The organism is Acrocarpospora pleiomorpha (genome assembly GCF_009687885.1).
Taxonomy (GTDB): Bacteria; Actinomycetota; Actinomycetes; order Streptosporangiales; family Streptosporangiaceae; genus Acrocarpospora; species Acrocarpospora pleiomorpha.
The window spans coordinates 1,850-17,555 of the sequence record NZ_BLAF01000035.1; the positions used below are offsets into that span (position 1 = coordinate 1,850).

The 15,706-nt window shown below is 70.5% G+C and carries 16 protein-coding genes; 6 read left to right on the top strand and 10 right to left on the bottom strand.

Annotation, left to right across the window (positions count from 1 at the left end):
* Nucleotides 1-215: 215 nt before the first annotated feature.
* Together Aple_RS28370 and Aple_RS28375 are read right to left on the bottom strand one after the other, a co-directional pair.
* Entirely contained in the window at nucleotides 216-1,625 is a 1,410-nt protein-coding gene (locus tag Aple_RS28370; protein WP_155347785.1) for a sensor histidine kinase, read from the bottom strand.
* Nucleotides 1,615-2,289 carry a response regulator transcription factor gene (locus Aple_RS28375; protein WP_155347786.1) on the bottom strand — a complete coding sequence of 225 codons (675 nt, stop codon included), beginning with the start codon at nucleotides 2,287-2,289 and terminating at the stop codon, nucleotides 1,615-1,617. The genes Aple_RS28370 and Aple_RS28375 overlap by 11 nt, the downstream gene beginning before the upstream one ends.
* Before the next feature lie 152 nt (nucleotides 2,290-2,441).
* Here Aple_RS28375 and Aple_RS28380 point away from each other — a divergent pair, with 152 nt between their 5' ends.
* From Aple_RS28380 to Aple_RS28390, 3 genes are all read left to right on the top strand, one after another.
* Nucleotides 2,442-3,578, top strand: a complete 1,137-nt coding sequence (locus tag Aple_RS28380; protein WP_155347787.1) for a LolA family protein — start codon at nucleotides 2,442-2,444, stop codon at nucleotides 3,576-3,578.
* Nucleotides 3,579-3,580: 2 nt separating this feature from the next.
* On the top strand, nucleotides 3,581-4,549 hold the full coding sequence (locus Aple_RS28385) for an ABC transporter ATP-binding protein (RefSeq protein WP_246264838.1): 969 nt from the start codon (nucleotides 3,581-3,583) through the stop codon (nucleotides 4,547-4,549).
* Between the two features lie 349 nt (nucleotides 4,550-4,898).
* Nucleotides 4,899-5,843 carry an ABC transporter permease gene (locus tag Aple_RS28390; RefSeq protein ID WP_246264839.1) on the top strand — a complete coding sequence of 315 codons (945 nt, stop codon included), beginning with the start codon at nucleotides 4,899-4,901 and terminating at the stop codon, nucleotides 5,841-5,843.
* Between the two features lie 53 nt (nucleotides 5,844-5,896).
* On the opposite strand, the gene Aple_RS55680 is transcribed toward Aple_RS28390, so the two are convergent.
* Nucleotides 5,897-6,637 carry a YcnI family copper-binding membrane protein gene (locus tag Aple_RS55680; protein ID WP_155347789.1) on the bottom strand — a complete coding sequence of 247 codons (741 nt, stop codon included), beginning with the start codon at nucleotides 6,635-6,637 and terminating at the stop codon, nucleotides 5,897-5,899.
* Nucleotides 6,638-6,953: 316 nt separating this feature from the next.
* Nucleotides 6,954-7,526 (bottom strand): MFS transporter, encoded by a 573-nt coding sequence (locus tag Aple_RS28400; protein ID WP_155347790.1) that lies wholly within the window; start codon nucleotides 7,524-7,526, stop codon nucleotides 6,954-6,956.
* Between the two features lie 400 nt (nucleotides 7,527-7,926).
* Here Aple_RS28400 and Aple_RS28405 point away from each other — a divergent pair, with 400 nt between their 5' ends.
* The gene (locus Aple_RS28405) at nucleotides 7,927-8,463 is read left to right on the top strand and encodes a hypothetical protein (RefSeq protein ID WP_246264840.1); all 537 of its coding nucleotides are present in this window, start codon (nucleotides 7,927-7,929) and stop codon (nucleotides 8,461-8,463) included.
* Here Aple_RS28405 and Aple_RS28410 read toward each other — a convergent pair.
* From Aple_RS28410 to Aple_RS28425, 4 genes are all read right to left on the bottom strand, one after another.
* Complete coding sequence (locus Aple_RS28410) at nucleotides 8,387-9,193, bottom strand: ABC transporter ATP-binding protein (RefSeq protein ID WP_155347791.1); 807 nt, start codon at nucleotides 9,191-9,193, stop codon at nucleotides 8,387-8,389. The two genes, Aple_RS28405 and Aple_RS28410, sit on opposite strands and share 77 nt — an antisense overlap.
* The gene (locus Aple_RS28415) at nucleotides 9,194-9,982 is read right to left on the bottom strand and encodes an ABC transporter permease (protein WP_155347792.1); all 789 of its coding nucleotides are present in this window, start codon (nucleotides 9,980-9,982) and stop codon (nucleotides 9,194-9,196) included. It abuts the gene before it with no gap.
* Nucleotides 9,975-10,649, bottom strand: coding sequence for an ABC transporter permease (locus Aple_RS28420; protein ID WP_246264841.1), 675 nt, complete (start codon nucleotides 10,647-10,649; stop codon nucleotides 9,975-9,977). The genes Aple_RS28415 and Aple_RS28420 overlap by 8 nt, the downstream gene beginning before the upstream one ends.
* A 141-nt stretch (nucleotides 10,650-10,790) precedes the next feature.
* The gene (locus tag Aple_RS28425; RefSeq protein ID WP_155347794.1) at nucleotides 10,791-11,186 is read right to left on the bottom strand and encodes a DUF3052 domain-containing protein; all 396 of its coding nucleotides are present in this window, start codon (nucleotides 11,184-11,186) and stop codon (nucleotides 10,791-10,793) included.
* Nucleotides 11,187-11,284: 98 nt separating this feature from the next.
* Between Aple_RS28425 and Aple_RS28430 the strand changes: the two genes are divergently transcribed.
* Both Aple_RS28430 and Aple_RS28435 read left to right on the top strand, forming a co-directional pair.
* On the top strand, nucleotides 11,285-12,271 hold the full coding sequence (locus Aple_RS28430) for an alpha/beta hydrolase (protein WP_155347795.1): 987 nt from the start codon (nucleotides 11,285-11,287) through the stop codon (nucleotides 12,269-12,271).
* 158 nt (nucleotides 12,272-12,429) lie between these two features.
* The gene (locus tag Aple_RS28435) at nucleotides 12,430-13,929 is read left to right on the top strand and encodes a serine/threonine-protein kinase (protein WP_155347796.1); all 1,500 of its coding nucleotides are present in this window, start codon (nucleotides 12,430-12,432) and stop codon (nucleotides 13,927-13,929) included.
* A 1-nt stretch (nucleotide 13,930) separates the two neighbouring features.
* On the opposite strand, the gene Aple_RS28440 is transcribed toward Aple_RS28435, so the two are convergent.
* Nucleotides 13,931-15,190: a hypothetical protein gene (locus tag Aple_RS28440; RefSeq protein WP_155347797.1), complete on the bottom strand. Its 1,260-nt coding sequence runs from the start codon at nucleotides 15,188-15,190 to the stop codon at nucleotides 13,931-13,933.
* Entirely contained in the window at nucleotides 15,187-15,663 is a 477-nt protein-coding gene (locus tag Aple_RS28445) for a SigE family RNA polymerase sigma factor (RefSeq protein WP_155347798.1), read from the bottom strand. The genes Aple_RS28440 and Aple_RS28445 overlap by 4 nt, the downstream gene beginning before the upstream one ends.
* Nucleotides 15,664-15,706 lie beyond the last annotated feature (43 nt).

Genomic DNA, 15,706 nt, shown 5'->3' on the forward strand with positions numbered 1-15,706 from the left:
CCGGCCTCCCGACCGGCCTCCCGACCGGCCTGTGGATAACTTTCCGAGGCAGTCCCGCGCGGGGTCGACAATGGCAGCGCACGACGAGCGAACCTGGGCCTCCGAGCTTGCCCTTTGGGCAGTGCCCCGAGGCCGGGCTTCTGGGCTGGGCCGGGTTTCCTGTCCGCTTCTTGGAGGCGGTGGGGCTTCGTCTCGCGTGTGGCCGGGAGTTCGCCTCAGGTCAGGGGCAGGCGGACTACGGCGGTGAGGCCGGGGGAGGCGTCGGTGAGGTGGATGGTGCCGCCGTGGGCGTGGAGGGTGGTGCGGACGATGGCCAGGCCCAGGCCCGCGCCGCCGTCGTCGCGGCTGCGGGCGGTGTCCAGGCGGGTGAAGCGGTCGAAAACGCGTTCGCGGTCGGCCGCGGGGATGCCGGGGCCATCGTCGGTGACGGTGATCTCGGCGATGCGGGGGTTCTGGGGATCGGCGCGGGTTGGGGCGATGGCGGTTAGGGCGACGGCGACCTTTGCGGTGCGGTGGCGTACCGCGTTGTCGATCAGGTTGGTGAGGACGCGGCCGAGGTCCATGGCGTCGCCGGTGACGGTCAAGGTGGCGGCGGGGAGGTCGGCGATGATGCCGTATCGGTCGGCGGTGCGGGAGACGAGTTCGTTGAGATCGACGGGTTCGCGGCGGGATGGGCGGCCTTCGTCCATGCGGGCCAGCGCGAGCAGGTCCTCGGCCAGGCGGGCCAGGCGCAGGGTGTCCTCGAGCGCGCCTTCGGCGGTTTCCCGCCAGTCTTGGCCCTCGGGGTGGTTGAGGGCCACTTCCAGCTGGAGGCGGATGCTGGCCAGGGGACTGCGGAGTTCGTGGGCGGCGTCCGAGACCAGGGCGCGCTGCCGGGCGCCGGCGTCCTCGAGCCGGGCCAGCATGTCGTTCAGTGTCATCGCCAGCGAGTGGACCTCGTCGTGCGCTTCCGGCACCGGCAGGCGTCGCGACCGCGCGGTGCCGGTGATCTCGGTGGCGCCCCGGCGCAGCGCGTCGATGGGGCGTAGCGTCCGGCCGATGACCAGCCAGGACGCGGCGGCCAGCAGGACCATGAGCAGTGGAGTGCCGATCAGCAGGACGTGGCCGGCGGCCCGGATGCTGCCCTGCACCTCCGCGAACGAGCGGGCCGCGATCACCGTCGTGCCGCTGTCGGCGCTCAGCACGGTCACTCGAAGCACCCCGGGGATCCCGTACGGGCGGCTGTCCAGGAAGCGTCCGCCGCCCTCGGCGAGGGCGGCGGCGCGGGACTCCGCCGACAGCAGGGGGACCAGCCGATCGGTGTTGCCGGTGGCGCCGATGATCCGGCCGTCCCGCGAGATCACCTGCACGATCGTGTTGTCGGTGGTCACGATCGGCCCGTCCAGCCGGTGCGCGTCCGAGAGCGCGACGGCTTCGCGGGCCCGCTGGTGTATGCCCTCGTCGATGGTCGCCACCAGCGCCCGGGTCAGCACGTCCACGAACACCCACGCCGAGAGTGCCAGCCCGAGCGCGAGCACGGCCGCCGCCACGACGGTCAGCCGGACCCGCAGGCTCCGCCGCCGCCACCACCCGGTCGCCCCCCGCCACCGCTCCGGAACGCCGGCAGGAGGGGGATCAGCCGCCATCGCTGACCAGACGGTAACCGGCGCCTCGCACGGTCTGCACGGCGGTGCGGCCGAACGGCGCGTCGATCTTGCGGCGCAGGTAGCCGACGTAGACCTCGACCACGTTCGGGTCGGTGTCGTAGGTGTCCCAGACATGTTCCAGGATCTCGACCTTGGACACGACCTCGTCGTGGTGGCGCATCAGGTATTCGAGCAGGGCGAACTCGCGGGGAGTCAGCTCGATCGAGGCCGAGCCGCGGGACACCAGGCGGCGGGCCGGGTCCAGGGTGAGGTCCCCGGCGCGCAGCACCGACGGGCGGCGGCCGCCGCCGCGGCGCAGCAGGGCACGGAGGCGGGCCACCAGCACGACGTAGGAGAAGGGCTTGGTGAGGTAGTCGTCGGCGCCCAGGTCGAGGCCGTCGGCCAGGTCGTACTCGCCGTCCTTGGCGGAGAGCATGAGGATCGGCACCCAGTTCTCCTCCGCCCGCAGCCGTTTGCAGACGTTGTAGCCGGACAGCCTCGGCAGCATGATGTCGAGCACGACCACGTCGTAGTCGCCGACCTGGGCGAGGTGCAGCCCTTCCTCGCCGTCGTGGGCCAGGTCCACGGCGAACCCCTCGGCCCGCAGGCCGCGCTGCAGCGCCGCCGCCATCCGCCGCTCATCTTCCACCACCAGAACCCGCATGACCCCCATTTTGGCCCTTACCTGCTGAGACCTGGCTGAGAGGGACGGCAGAGCGGGACCTGCGGAGCTGAGAGGGATCTCAGCGCCTCTCAGCTTCGGCACAGGGTGGAGCGCGCAGGGTGGGGCCGTATCCATCAGATTGGAGAGGTGAAATGCCCAAGAGAGCACGCGCCGTGAGGTGGGGGGTGCCGGTCGCCGCCATCGCCGTGGTGGCCGGAGCCGTCGGAGCGGGCCCTGTGATCGCCGCGGTCCAGGGGGATCCGGTGCTGCCCGAGCTCACCGCCCAGCAGCTGCTGGCCGACGTCGGCACCCGCTGGCAGTCCGGAAAGCTGCCGCCCATGTCCGGGACGATCATCGAAACCGCGTCCCTCGGCGTGCCCGGCCTGTCCTCGCTGGCCGGTGAGGGGAACACGCCGCTCGGCCTGCTGGCCGGATCCCACCAGGTCAAGATCTGGTACGGCTCCGAGTCGCAGGTCAGGATCGCGCTGCCCGGCCACATGAGCGAGCACGACCTGATCGTCAACGGGGCTCAGACCTGGTGGTGGGACAGCGCCGCCAACACGGCGACCAGGATCAAGACGCCGCCCGCGCCGGCCGCGCCGACCCTGCCGCCCAGCGTGGTCACGCCGCAGCAGGCGGCCGAGCGGGCGCTGGCGGCGGCCGACGGCGACACCGCGGTCAGCGTCGGCAACGACGCCGTCGTGGCCGGGCGGGCCGCGTACGAGCTGGTGCTCACGCCCACCACGCCCGCTTCGCTGATCAAGGACATCCGCGTGGCCATCGACGGTGAGACCCTCATCCCGCTCCGGGTGCAGGTCTACGCGAAGGGCGCCGCCGAACCCGCCTTCGAGGTGGGCTTCGACTCGGTGACCTTCTCCCGCCCGGCTCCGGAGAACTTCGCGTTCACCCCGCCGGCGGGAGCGAAGGTCCAGGACGGGGAGCTGCCCGCCCTGGGCGAGGGACGCGCCGCGCGCCCCGACCACACCGGCGGGGACGCGAAGGTGATCGGGTCCGGCTGGTCCACCGTGGTCGTCATGCCGATGCCCGACGGCGCGCTCACCGAAGGCGCCCTCACCGGGGGCGAGGACGAGCGGGGAATGGGCGCCGGGGCGCAGATGGGCTCGCTCGTCGACGGCGTGTTCAAGGCCGCGACACCGGTCAGCGGCACCTGGGGGAGCGGCCGGTTGATCAAGACCAAGCTGGTGTCCGTGCTGCTCACCGATGACGGGCGCGTCGTCGCCGGGGCGGTCACGCCCGAGGTTCTGTACGAGGCGGCCGGCCGGAAATGACCATGACGATCGATGCGGCGGGGGGCGCGCTCATGGCGTCCCCCGCCGAGGGGGCCGCGATCGTCACCCGCGGCCTGACCAAACGTTTCCGCGGCGGCCAGCTCGCCGTGGACCAGCTGGACCTCACGGTCCCCCGCGGCGCCGTGTTCGGCTTTCTCGGCCCCAACGGCTCCGGCAAGACGACCACCATCAGGATGCTGCTCGGCCTGGTCGCGCCGACCGCCGGGACCAGTTCCATCCTGGGATCCGGGTCGCCGCGCCAGGCGCTGACCAAGGTCGGGGCGCTGGTGGAGGGCCCGGCGTTCTATCCGTACCTGTCCGGGGCCGCCAACCTGCGGCGCTTCGACGCCGCCGACCCCAGCGCCGATCCGCGTACGGTCGAACGGCGGGTCGCGGAGGCGCTCGACCGGGTGGGGCTGGCGGCCGCCGCCAAGAAGCGTTACCGGGCCTACTCCCTGGGCATGCGCCAGCGCCTGGCCATCGCCGCCACCCTGCTCGGGCCCCGCGAGCTCCTCGTCCTGGACGAACCCACCAACGGTCTGGACCCGCAGGGCACCCGCGAGGTCCGCAATCTGATCAAGGACGTGGCCGCCGGCGGCACCACCGTCTTCGTCTCCTCGCATCTGCTCGCCGAGGTCGAGCAGATGTGCACGCACATCGGCGTCATGCGCACCGGCCGCCTGGTGGCCGAAGGACCGCTCGCCGAACTCCGCTCGGCCAACGTCCCGCGCATCCGCGTCGAAACCCCCGACGTCGCCCAGGCCGCCGCCGTGCTGGCCACCTTGGGCCTCACCGACGTCAGCCCCGGCTCCGGCGAACTCTCCGCCGAACTCGGCCACGCCCTTCCCGAACATGTCACCGCCGCCCTCGTCCGCGAGGGCGTCGCCGTCCGCGGCATCCACGTGGTCCGCCCCACCCTGGAGGACCTTTTCGTCGATCTCACCGGGGAGGGATTCGATGTCGAAGCATGACCAACTCACCAAGCCCGCGCAGGAGGTCCCCGAGGCTTCGCGATCGGAGACGACGGCCGGTGATGGCACCGAACTCACCCGGTCGGAGGAATCCCGCATGGACGTGGCCAGCGAGGGGTCCAGGATGAATGCCGCCGGACAGACTCCGTTGGGCGGGTCCAGGGCGGACGACGATGGTGGGAGGCCCAGGATAGGTCCCGCCGGCCATGAATCCAGCATGGATGCCGTCAGGCACCCTCCGTTGGAGGACTCCAGGGTGGACTCCGTTGGTGGGAGGTCATTGATGGGCCCCGCCAGCCATGAATCCAGGAGGGATGCCGCGGGACTCGCCCCGCTGGAGGATTCCAGGATGGACGGCGTCGATGGGCGAACCAGGATGGACTCCGTCGCCGAGAAATCGATGGGGAACCGTGTCGCGGAGGAACTGACGGGGAACCATGTCGCAACCGCTGCGGGGCATGGGGTGGAGTCCTTCTCGATGTCGGGGACTCGGGCCGTGGTCCGGTTGCTGAGGTCGGAGATCGGGCTGACCTTCCGGAGGCCCAGGAATCTGGCCCTGCTGGCGGTGCTCGCGGTCGTGCCGGTGCTGATCGGGGTGGCGATCCGGGTGGCGGCCGGTGATGGGGCCGACTTTGTCGGGCAGGTCGCGGGGAACGGGCTGGTGCTGGCCTTCGCCGCGTTCTTCGTGATGGTGCCGCTGGTTCTGCCGCTGGCGGTCGGGGTCGTCGCGGGGGATTCGATCGCGGGCGAGGCGAGCCTGGGCACGCTTCGGTATCTGCTGACCGCTCCGGCGGGACGTACCCGGCTGCTGGTGCTGAAATACCTCAACGTTGTCGTGTTCGCGGTGGCGGCGTGCGGGTTGGTGGCGGTATCCGCGCTGGTCACGGGGCTGTTGTTGTTTCCGGTCGGGCCGGTGACGTTGCTGTCGGGGAGCACCGTCCCGCTTGCCGAAGGGCTGCTGCGCATCGGCTTGGTCGCGCTGTACGCGGCCGCGGGGATGGCCGCGCTGGGGGCGCTCGCGCTGGCGATCTCGACGCTGACCGAGGCGCCCATCGGGGCGATCGCGGCCACGCTCGTGCTGGTCGTCGTGGCGCAGGTGCTGCAGGCGATCCCGCAGCTGGCGGTGATCGAGCCATACCTGCTCACGTCCTGGTGGAACAAGTTCGACGGAGCGCTGCGCGACCCGATCGCCTTCGATCAGATGGGCCAGGGACTGCTGGCCTTCGGGGCGTACATCCTGGTCTTCGGGTCGATCGCCTGGGCGCGGTTCACCAGCCGCGACATCACCGCCTGAGCCTGCGGATCGGCCGTGGCCGTGCGGAGCGCACGGTCACGGCCGGTGGGAGGTCAGGCCGTGGGGCGGCGGCGGAGGGCGACGATCGCGACGCCCACGCCGATGACGCCGATCGCGACGCCGATGCCGGCGATGAGGCGGGCGGTGCCGTCGGAGGCGGCGGCCGAGGCGGTCTCGGATTGGGCGTTGTTCACCGCGACCACGGAGGGGATGGCGGAGGCGGTGGGGGAGGCCATCGCGGCGGCGCCGTGGGCGTCGTCGCCGGTCGGGGCGATCAGCTTCAGGGTCGGGGCCGGGTGCTCGGCCTCGGTGCCGTCGGCCTTGGGCTCGTCGGCCCACTTGACGACCTCGCCGCTGGAGTATGTCTGGGTGGTCGGGAAAACGAGCTGGTCGACGTTGTCGGGCATGGCGCCCATCGACACCTCGAACTCCTGGAACTGCCCGGCCTCGACCTTCCCGCCGGACCAGGTGATCTTCGTGACGGCCTCGGTGATCTCGCCGTACTTGGACTGCACGGGGGCGGGCAGCTTGCTCTCGGTGACCTTGACGTCCCAGCCCGGCACGGGTCGTACGGATACGAACGGGAGCGGGTGGTCGACCGGCAGGGAGACCTCGATCTTGGTGGTCGAGGCGTCGTCGCGCTCGTTGGGCACCCGGAAGGCGACCTTGGCGAAGCCGCCCTTCTCGGCCGATCCGGGGTTGACGGTGACGTGGGCGAGCGCGGGGAGGGCGAGGCCGAAGGTGAGAGCGGTGGCACCGGCGGTGACGGCGATGGCGCGACGGAGGATGGACATGAGGTTCTCCACTGGCGATGTCGGAAGCATGAAATGCCGGGCGTGCGACTGGAGCACGCTCGACTGAACCGCGCTCACCGGAGATCGAAGGGGATCTCATCTAGCGATACGCAGCCCACAGGGGAAATGTCAGAAATGCGGTCCAGGACGGAGCGATGTCCACAACGGGACTAGGCCCCTGACCGGCGTCCCTGTAGCAGGAGTTCCCCGTGACAGGGGTCAACTCGCGACAGAGGGCGACGGATCAAGGGATCAGACGCCGTGGCAGTATCCGGTTCCGCGACAAGGGTCAGCGGGGATCAGGATCCGTGGCTGGTCAGCTGGGCAGTGGAGGGCCCCGTCTGACCACGATGTAGCGAAGTGGCTCGTTTATTCTCGGCAGCCCCAGGTGGCGCCATCCATGCGCGACTCGGCGGAGTGCCACCTGAGCGGTCGTGTCGGCAGGCGCGAACAGCCTGAGCAGCACCTGGACCGCGGCGATTCCGATTCGCCGGAGGACCGACCACAAGGCGGTCTCGCCTCGGGCCACCCACCACGCGGTGACCAGCGCCGCGGTGATGTGCGCGATCAGCATCCCCAGCGAGATGCCCAGCCCGTGCGCCTGGTGATCGCCCGCTGCGGCCGGAACGCTCGCCCACAGCCGCGACGCCAGGATCGCCTTGACCGTCGCGCCATGGTTGAACAGCTCATGCAGCCCACCCTGCGCCACCAGCAGCATGCTCGTGATCAGCACCGGCGACCGTTCGCACCCGGCAAGGGTGGCGGCTCCCGCGAAGACACCCGCCGCCGCGACGATCAGCGTCCACGCCGTGGGCTCGTCCCCACCGGCCAGCTGGTGCGCCATCGCCGCGAGCAACACACAAACCGCCGCGAATGCCGCAGACCTCACCAGCCGGAACGGAAGATCCGCCGTCCCGTGGGAACGTTTCCCGGCTGAGTCACGGCCGGAAAGCAACGGAAGATCCGCCGTCTCGTGGGAACGTTTCCCGGCTGAGTCACGGCCGGAAAGCAACGGAAGATCCGCCGCCTCACGGGAACGCATAGCTGCCGAGTCATGGCCGGAAAACACTCGAGGAGTCACGTGCTTCGCAGGGCGAGGGAAAGTGCTCGTCCGGGTGTCCGGCGTCCCCGAAAGCCGCACTGCCGCGAGGGCCGGGCGGGTGAGCTGGGGGAGGCGGGGCACCACGGTTGCAAATCTTCTCATGCCCATGGGGTGGTCTTGAAGGTGTGGCCCCGTTGAAGATCTATCCCGTGCGGGCGCGTGCCTTTTTTAGAGGTTTGTCGCTAATGTGGCCGCGAACCGCACGAACGCCTCCACCCTCTGGGCGTTCTCACACGAGGTGGTGATCATGCGGCACATATTCGGGCTGCTCGTCGGCGTCGTCGTCGCCGCTGCCCTGCTGTTCGGTGGAGGCTGGGCCTCCCGGGAGTCGCTCCGGGGCATGGTTGCGAACATCGACCCGCTCAGGGACACCCGGATGCTGATCGCCCTGGGCATCATGCTCGTGCTCGGCCTGCTGGTGGGCCTGGTGCTGGCCGGCCGCATCTCGCCCGTCGCCACCTTCATCCCGTCCATGATCCTGCTGGCCTGGACGGTCGTCTACATCATCGACGTCAGCCGCGCCGCCGCCCTGGCCCCGGTCGGCGCCTCGGTGCAGAAGGAGATCTCCGAAGCGGGCGAGGGCATGCTCACCCTGCTCGGCAACGGCGTGTACGGCATGCTGGGCATCGCCCTCTTCGTCCCCGTCCTCATGCCATCCCGCTGGGCGGGCCGCCCGCAGGAGGAAGAGGACGAATACGAGGAAACCCAGCCGGAGTACTACTGACATAAAGCCGCGTCACCACATCCTCGATCGACGTCTCCTCGGGCGCCAGCGCGCGCAGGCCCGCCACGCTCCCGTCGAAGGCCAGCCGCCCGTGGTCGATCAGCAGCACCCGCCGGCAGAGCTTCTCGATGTCACCCAGGTCGTGCGTGGTCAGCAGCACCGTGGTCCCGCGTTCCGCGTTCATCCGCAGCAGGAACTCCCGGACCCCGGCCTTGCTGACCACGTCGAGCCCGATCGTCGGCTCGTCCAGCACCAGCAGGTCCGGATCGTGCAGCAACGCGGCGGCCATGTCGCCGCGCATGCGCTGCCCGAGGCTGAGCTGCCGCACCGGCGTCTTCAGGAAGCTCCCCAGGTCGAGGATGGCGCACATCTCGTCCAGCCGCTCCCGGAAACGAACCCGATCTACTTTGTAAAGGAGCCGGATCAGTTCGAAACTGTCCCGGAGCGGCAGATCCCACCACAACGTGGTCCGCTGGCCGAAGACGACGCCGATCCGCCGCGCCAGCGCCTTCCGCTTCCTGGCCGGATCGAGCCCGGCCACCAGCACCCGCCCCGCGGACGGCGCCAGAATCCCGGTCAGCATCTTGATCGTCGTGGATTTGCCCGCCCCGTTGGGCCCCAGGCACCCCACGAACTCCCCGGGCCCGACCGTGAACGACAGGTCCCGCACCGCGTGCACGACCGCCCGCCGGACCTTGAACGTCCGCCCCAGCTCTTCGGCTTCGATCATTCAGGATCCTGTCGATCGATAACGTCGCAGTCCGGCGCGCCAGGCCAGCGCGGCGGCCCCGCCCAGGACGAGGGCCGCGACCGGCGAGGCGAATCGCAGCCAGCCGGGCAGTCCGAGCGGATCGTCCCGGTCCAGCACGTAAAGCGAGGGCTGCCAGTTGACGAAGGCCAGCGGCAGCACGAAGGTCACCCCGCGGACGAGCTGCTCGCCGTACACGCTGAGCGGGTACTGGGTGAGTTGTGAGCCGCCGTAGGTGAAGGCGTTGGCCACCTCGGGGGCGTCGGTGAGCAGGAACTGCAGCGCGCCGCCGAGCGCGAAGACGGCGGCGAAGATGGCCGTGCCGCACAGGATCATCAGGGGGATCATCCAGGCCCGGGAGCCGGGCACGGTCAGCTGGGCGAGGGCGATCGCGAGCACGGCCACCGCCTGGGCGGCCCGCCCGAGCCGGTGCAGGCCGAACCGGTCGGCGGCCATCTGGACGAACGGGCTGACCGGGCGGATCAGCATGGTGTCGAAGGTGCCCGCCCTGATGTGCTGGCTGAGCCGGTCGACGTTGCCGAACAGCAGGTCGGCGAGGGCGAAGGAGACGCCGGCGGTGCCGTACAGGAACATGACCTCGGGGAGGGTGAAGCCGGCCAGGGTCGGGGTGTGGGCGAAGATGACCCAGATGGCGGCGATGTCCAGGCCGTTGATGACGAACGAGCCGAGGGTGAGCAGGACGAGCGACGCCGGGTACTGCGCGGAGGCGCGCAGCCAGGTCCAGGCGAGCAGGACGTAGGCCCTAACCACCCTGGATCACCACTTTGCGGCGGGCCCGCCGGGTGAGCAGGGCGCCCGCGCCGAGCAGGACGGCCGCCCAGAACGCCTGGAACGCCAGGCCGCCGGCCGGGGACCGGGCGCCGAGGTAGATGTCTGCGGGGACCTGGACCATCGCGGCGAACGGGGAGGCGTTGGCCAGGGTGCCGAGCCAGCCGGGGAACAGGGTCAGCGGCAGGATCATGCCGCTGAAGAAGATGGTCAGCACCGACGACAGGGTCTGGGTGCCCTTGTCGTCGATGATCCAGCAGGCCGAGAGCGCGACCAGGTAGCGCCAGGCGAAGCTGACGCTCACGCCGAGCGCGAAGGACAGCGCGAAGAAGCCAGGCAGGGCGGGGGCGACGAGGCCGAACAGGAACGCGCCGATGATCGTCGGGGGCAGGCTGCGCAGCAGCGTCAGGTATGCGGCCCTGCCGAGATCGTCGGCCATCGTCCAGGCCAGCAGGGAAGCCGGTCTGACCAGGTCGAACGCGATGTCTCCTGTCCTGATCCGCTCGCTGATCGCCAGGCCGCCGCCGAACATCTGCATCGGCCCGATGAAGGCCTGGCTGAGGAAGCAGAACGTGATCGCGTCGGCGACGGTGTAGCCGCCGAGTCCCGGTCGGGCGTCCCAGAGGGCGATCAGGACGTAGGCCCGCAAAATGCCGAAAACGGTGTTCGTGAAGGCTCCGGCGATGGCGGCGGCCCGGTAGGCGCTGTGCCGGCGAAAGCCGTACCAGGCAATGCGGGCGTAAAGCGGGAAGGCGGCACCTCCGAAGCGTCGTCGGCCCTGATCGTACGCCTAGCGGTCGGCCAGGCGGTAGACGAAGCGTAACCCCGACCAGGTGGCGTCCACGGCGCAGACCTTGTTGTCGACGAGTTTTCGGGCCAGACCGTAGTCCCGGATGGGGTTTTCGGACAGGTCGGTGGGCACCCTGCTCGACTTCTTCGGCCAGCACACCCACAGCCCGCCGTTCTTGGCCAGCCGGGCCGCCGCCGGCGGGAATCCGGCGTGCAGCGCGGCCTGGTCCAGGCAAAACAGCAGGATCACGTCGTACGGCTCCGCCGCGCCGTCGTCGGCCTCATCCCCGAGAACCCCGTCGCCGGCCAGCGTGCCTGGCGCGCCCAGCAGCAGAACCCGATGGTCCTGCTTGATTCCGAGCTTTTTCGGCAACGGTGTACCAGAGTATCCGGACATCCTTTATGCTCCTTTTGTGAAGCCACCGTAAGCGTACGGTTACCTACCCGGGAGTAGGAATGGCTGTTTGGGGGAAATGTCCTGATAGGGAGGTCTGCATGCACGACGAGATCAACGTAGACGTTCACCCTACGTACCCCATCAGCTGGCAGGCCGCCGCGTGCAACGGACTGTTGCGCGGCACGATGAAACCCATCTCCACGGTTCTCCTGCGGAACACGGCGAGCCTGATGCTGACCCAGCGGCTGATCGCTCTGGGCGGGCGGGTGCCGGGGCTGCTCCCGGGCATGATGCCCCCCAAGGCCACCATCGTGGCAGAGGAGCTCGGCAGCTGCTCCGGCGAGTGGGTCCGCGGCGACGAGGGCCTGGACGAGGGTAAAGTCGTGCTCTACCTGCATGGGGGTGGCTATTTCGTCTGCTCCCCGGTAACCCATCGCCCGATCACCTGGCGGCTCTCGATGGTCACCGGCCGTCCGGTGCTGGCCCTGGACTACCGGCAGGGCCCGGTGAACACGCTGGCCGACTCGCTGGCGGACTCGGTGGCCGCCTACACGGGATTGCTCGATCGCGGTTTCAAACCCGAGAACATCATCCTGGCCGGGGACTCCGCGGGCGGGCACCTGACCCTCGCCACCCTGCTCGCCCTCCGCGACCGCGATCTGCCCGCCCCCTCGGCCGGGATCTGCCTGTCCCCGTGGACCGACCTGAGCGATGTGCAGCGCAGCGCCAACCGCTGGGCCGACCCGATGCTCTCCGCGGGCCGGATGGACTGGCTGGCCAGGCAGTGGACCGCCGGACTCGACTCTACCGACCCCCTCGTATCCCCTGTTTTCGGTGATTACACCGACATTCCTCCGCTGATGATCGTGACCGGTTCCACCGAGGTGCTCCGCGACGAGGCCCACCGGGTCGCGCTGCGCGCCCGCTCCGACGGGGTGGCCGTGCGCTTCGAGGAATGGACCCGAATGCCACACGTCTTCGCCATATTGGCCGATATCGTGCCGGAAGCCCGGATGGTCTTCCGGCACATTCAGACCTTCGTCCAGGCCGTCGAGGCCCGCGAGCCGGACGCGGCGGCGGCATAGCTCTGTGATTATTGGGGCCACTGCGACCTGCGGATTCTTACCTGCGGGTGCCAGTGGCCTTACCTGTTCATGCCGACTGTGACTAGTTAGCGGCATAGCGCGTTCCATCCGACCACAGTGGCCTTTGCGAGCACTTTGAGTCGGAGGGGTAGTTCCGGATGGCGCGAGACGGGACAGGGCTCCAGAGCGGCATGCCTCCGGGCGTCCGGCCGCTCACCGTGGGGGACCCGGTGATCATCGGGCGGTATCTGCTGCTCGGCCGTCTCGGCACCGGCGGGATGGGGGTGGTGTATCTCGCCGAGCGGCCCGAGGGCGGCCTGGTGGCCCTGAAGACGCCGCACGCGGTCCACCTCGGCGACCGCACGCTGCGGGCCAGGTTCGAGGAGGAGGTCGCCTTCTCCCGGCGCGTCGTCCCGTTCTGTACGGCCGCGGTGATCGAGGACGGGCTCGACCGGGACCGCCCCTTCCTGGTCACCGAGTACATCCCCGGCCCCGCCCTCTCCCAGGTGGTCGCCGCCCGCGGCGCCCTGACCCCCGATCTCGCGTACGGCGTCGCCCTCGGCACCGCCGCCGCCCTGCTGGCCACGCACGAGGCCGGGCTGGTGCACCGCGACCTCAAACCCGGAAACGTCCTGCTCTCTCCGCGCGGGCCTTTCGTGATCGACTTCGGCATCGCCAGGGATCTGGACACGGCCGCCGCCCACACCCAGGCCGGGCAGGTCATGGGCAGCCCCGGCTGGGTCGCCCCGGAACGCCTCACCGGCGGCCACGCCCTGCCCTCCTCGGACATCTTCTCCTGGGGCTGCCTGGTCGCGTTCGCGTCGACCGGGCACCACCCGTTCGGGTCCGGCGAGCCCGAGGTGATCATGCGGCGGATCCTGGTGGAGCAGCCGCGGGTCTCCGCCGTGCCGAAACTGCTGTGGGACACCGTGGCCGCTGCGCTGCGCAAGGAGCCCCTGGACCGCCCGGACGCGGCCGAACTGCTGTCGGCGCTGCTCGCCGCCGGGGGGATCGGGCTGCCGGTGGACAACCGGCAGGCGGTGGCGTCGGTGTTCACGGAGATCTGGCAGCCGGTGCCGTACCCGCCGATTCCGCGCGAGCCGGACTCGATGGAGTTCCCGCCGGTCGAGGAGGAGCCGGCGCCCAAGCGCCGCCGCAGGGAGCGGCCCGGCGTGCACGCCTCGCACGCGGGGTTCGCGGCGCTGGCCACGGCCGCCATCGCGGCGATCACCGTGGCGACCGCCGCGCAGACCCCGGCGCAGGTGGAGAAGGTGGCCGAGCCGCCGATCGCGTTCCCGATGCTGGTGCCGGGGGTGGACCGGACGGTCGGGCCCGGCCAGGTGCTCGGCACGGCCCGGCCGCCGACGGCTCCGGGAGCGACGGCGGGCGGGCCGGTGACGGTCACCACCACGCAAACCGTCGACCCGACCGGGGAGGCGCCGGAGGATCCGTGGACGTCGGCGCTGCCGTCCCCGCCGCCCGTGACGAGCCCGCCGCCGACGGCCACGGGAGCGCCGTCGACCCCGCCGGGTGGCACGCCGACCCCGACCGGGGGGATCAGCACCGAGCCGCAGTGGGGCGACGAGGAGTCCCCCCAGCCCAGCCCGTCCCCGTCGCCGTCACCGAGCCCGTCCCCGTCGCCCAGTCCGTCGCCGTGAGCTATTCGATGGCTCTCAGGTCGACGACGATGAGTTTGCCCTTGAGCTCGTAGGCGTACAGGTCGGAGCTGGGACGTGCGAAATCGTGGTAGGAGAAGCTGCCGTCGGCGTTCGGCCTGAGGCCCAGGTCCGCCATCTCGCCGCTGACCAGGTCGGTCAGAACCATGCCCACCGTGCCTGCGGCCGGATCGTCGATCGTGAGGAAGGTGAACCGGTCCATGGTGATCACGGCGTGCCCGCCCGCGTTCAGCGGCGGGAAGGTCCGCTGCTCCGAGCCGTCCCTGAGGCGGGTGACCGCCAGCCGCGGGGGACGCGCCCCATCGGATTCGCCCGGTAGATCGCCCACGCACCGGGTCAGACCGCAGGTCCAGGACGACTCGTCCTCCTTCACCACCGCGGTGCGGGTTTCCCCGGTCTGGACGTTGAGCAACTCCGTGTAGGTGGTTGTGCCGTATTCGTCGGGTTTGCCCACCCAGGGATAGTCGAACATGTGGTAACCCTCGGTGCCGGGCACCGCCGCCGGAGGCGAGCCTCCGGTGAGCGGCAACCGCCAGACTCCGCCGGTCCCGCCGGTGGACCAGTAGACGGCGTCGCCGGCCACGCTCAACCCGCGCACCGGCCCGCCTTCGGCCTCCTTCACGTCGTTGATCGAGCCGAGCACGCTCGCCTCGCCGCCCGTGACGGGCGCGGTCCAGATCTCGGCGATCAACTGCTCTCCGGCCCGGCGCGAGGTGGTCCAGGCGATCACCCCGGACCCGGCGGTGAACTCGCTGGCGAACAGCTCCGCGTTCGCGGGGGTGATGACGCGGACGAGGTCCAACGCCTCGCCGGTGGCCAGGTCGTAGGACGCGAGCATGTCGGTCTTCTCGAAGCTCGACTCGGTGCTGACCAGGATCGTGCCCGCGTCAAGGAAGAACAAAGGCCGAAATTTCCTGCCATTGGGGAGCTTCGTGGGAATCTCGTGAATCGCCTTCGGCCAGACCTCCTGGAGCGAGGGCGGGAACTCCACGCCGGAGAGATCCGGCGAACTCGACGGGGTCGCGTCCATGACCGCCGGGCGCACCGGTGCGGGATCGAGGAAGACGACGGGGGCCGCGACAGCCGCAACGACGGCGATCGCGGCGGCGGCCACGGTGAGGATCTGGGCGCGCCGGTCGCGCCGCCGGGCGGCCACCCTCCTGGTCAGGTCGACGGGGGAGTACGGCGCCTGCTCCGCGGCGGTCCTCAGCGTGCGCCGCAGCCGGTCTTCGAGGTCGTTCATCGCATGCTCCCCAGCGGCTGGAGGGTCCTGAGCTTGTCGAGCGCCCGTGAGGCCTGGCTCCGCACCGTGCCCCGGGAGATCTTCAGCGTGGCGGCGATCTCCTCGTCGGAGAGATCCTCGTAGTAGCGCAGCACCAGCACCGCCCGCTGGCGGGGCGGCAGCGTGGCCAGCGCCGACCACAGCGCGCCGTCGTCGGGGGAGTCGAAGACGGGCCGGTCAGGCGGCTGCCAGGCGAGCCGTTCGTGGCGGCGGGCGCGCCAGATGCTGATGTGCAGCCGGGACATCGTGGTCCTGACGTACGCCTCGGGGTTGCCCTTGCGGCGGACTCGTGGCCAGGCGGCGCGGAGCCGTACCAGAGCCTCCTGGACGAGGTCGGCGGCGTCGTGCGGATTCCCGCTGAGCACGTAGCCGAAGCGCGTCAGCGCGTCGGCGCGATCCGCCGCGAACTTCGCGTAGTCGTCGTCATCTTCCACATCCACACCCGCTCAGACGGTTCTGAACGGTCAACTGTTGCAT

Excerpts from the sequence above, each read along its gene's own strand:
- Aple_RS28370 (WP_155347785.1), bottom strand. The coding sequence starts at position 1,625 with ATGGCGGCTGATCCCCCTCCTGCCGGCGTTCCGGAGCGGTGGCGGGGG.
- Aple_RS28375 (WP_155347786.1), bottom strand. The coding sequence starts at position 2,289 with ATGCGGGTTCTGGTGGTGGAAGATGAGCGGCGGATGGCGGCGGCGCTG.
- Aple_RS28380 (WP_155347787.1), top strand. The coding sequence starts at position 2,442 with ATGCCCAAGAGAGCACGCGCCGTGAGGTGGGGGGTGCCGGTCGCCGCC.
- Aple_RS28385 (WP_246264838.1), top strand. The coding sequence starts at position 3,581 with ATGACGATCGATGCGGCGGGGGGCGCGCTCATGGCGTCCCCCGCCGAG.
- Aple_RS28390 (WP_246264839.1), top strand. The coding sequence starts at position 4,899 with ATGGACGGCGTCGATGGGCGAACCAGGATGGACTCCGTCGCCGAGAAA.
- Aple_RS55680 (WP_155347789.1), bottom strand. The coding sequence starts at position 6,637 with ATGTCCATCCTCCGTCGCGCCATCGCCGTCACCGCCGGTGCCACCGCT.
- Aple_RS28410 (WP_155347791.1), bottom strand. The coding sequence starts at position 9,193 with ATGATCGAAGCCGAAGAGCTGGGGCGGACGTTCAAGGTCCGGCGGGCG.
- Aple_RS28425 (WP_155347794.1), bottom strand. The coding sequence starts at position 11,186 with ATGTCCGGATACTCTGGTACACCGTTGCCGAAAAAGCTCGGAATCAAG.
- Aple_RS28430 (WP_155347795.1), top strand. The coding sequence starts at position 11,285 with ATGCACGACGAGATCAACGTAGACGTTCACCCTACGTACCCCATCAGC.
- Aple_RS28435 (WP_155347796.1), top strand. The coding sequence starts at position 12,430 with ATGGCGCGAGACGGGACAGGGCTCCAGAGCGGCATGCCTCCGGGCGTC.
- Aple_RS28440 (WP_155347797.1), bottom strand. The coding sequence starts at position 15,190 with ATGAACGACCTCGAAGACCGGCTGCGGCGCACGCTGAGGACCGCCGCG.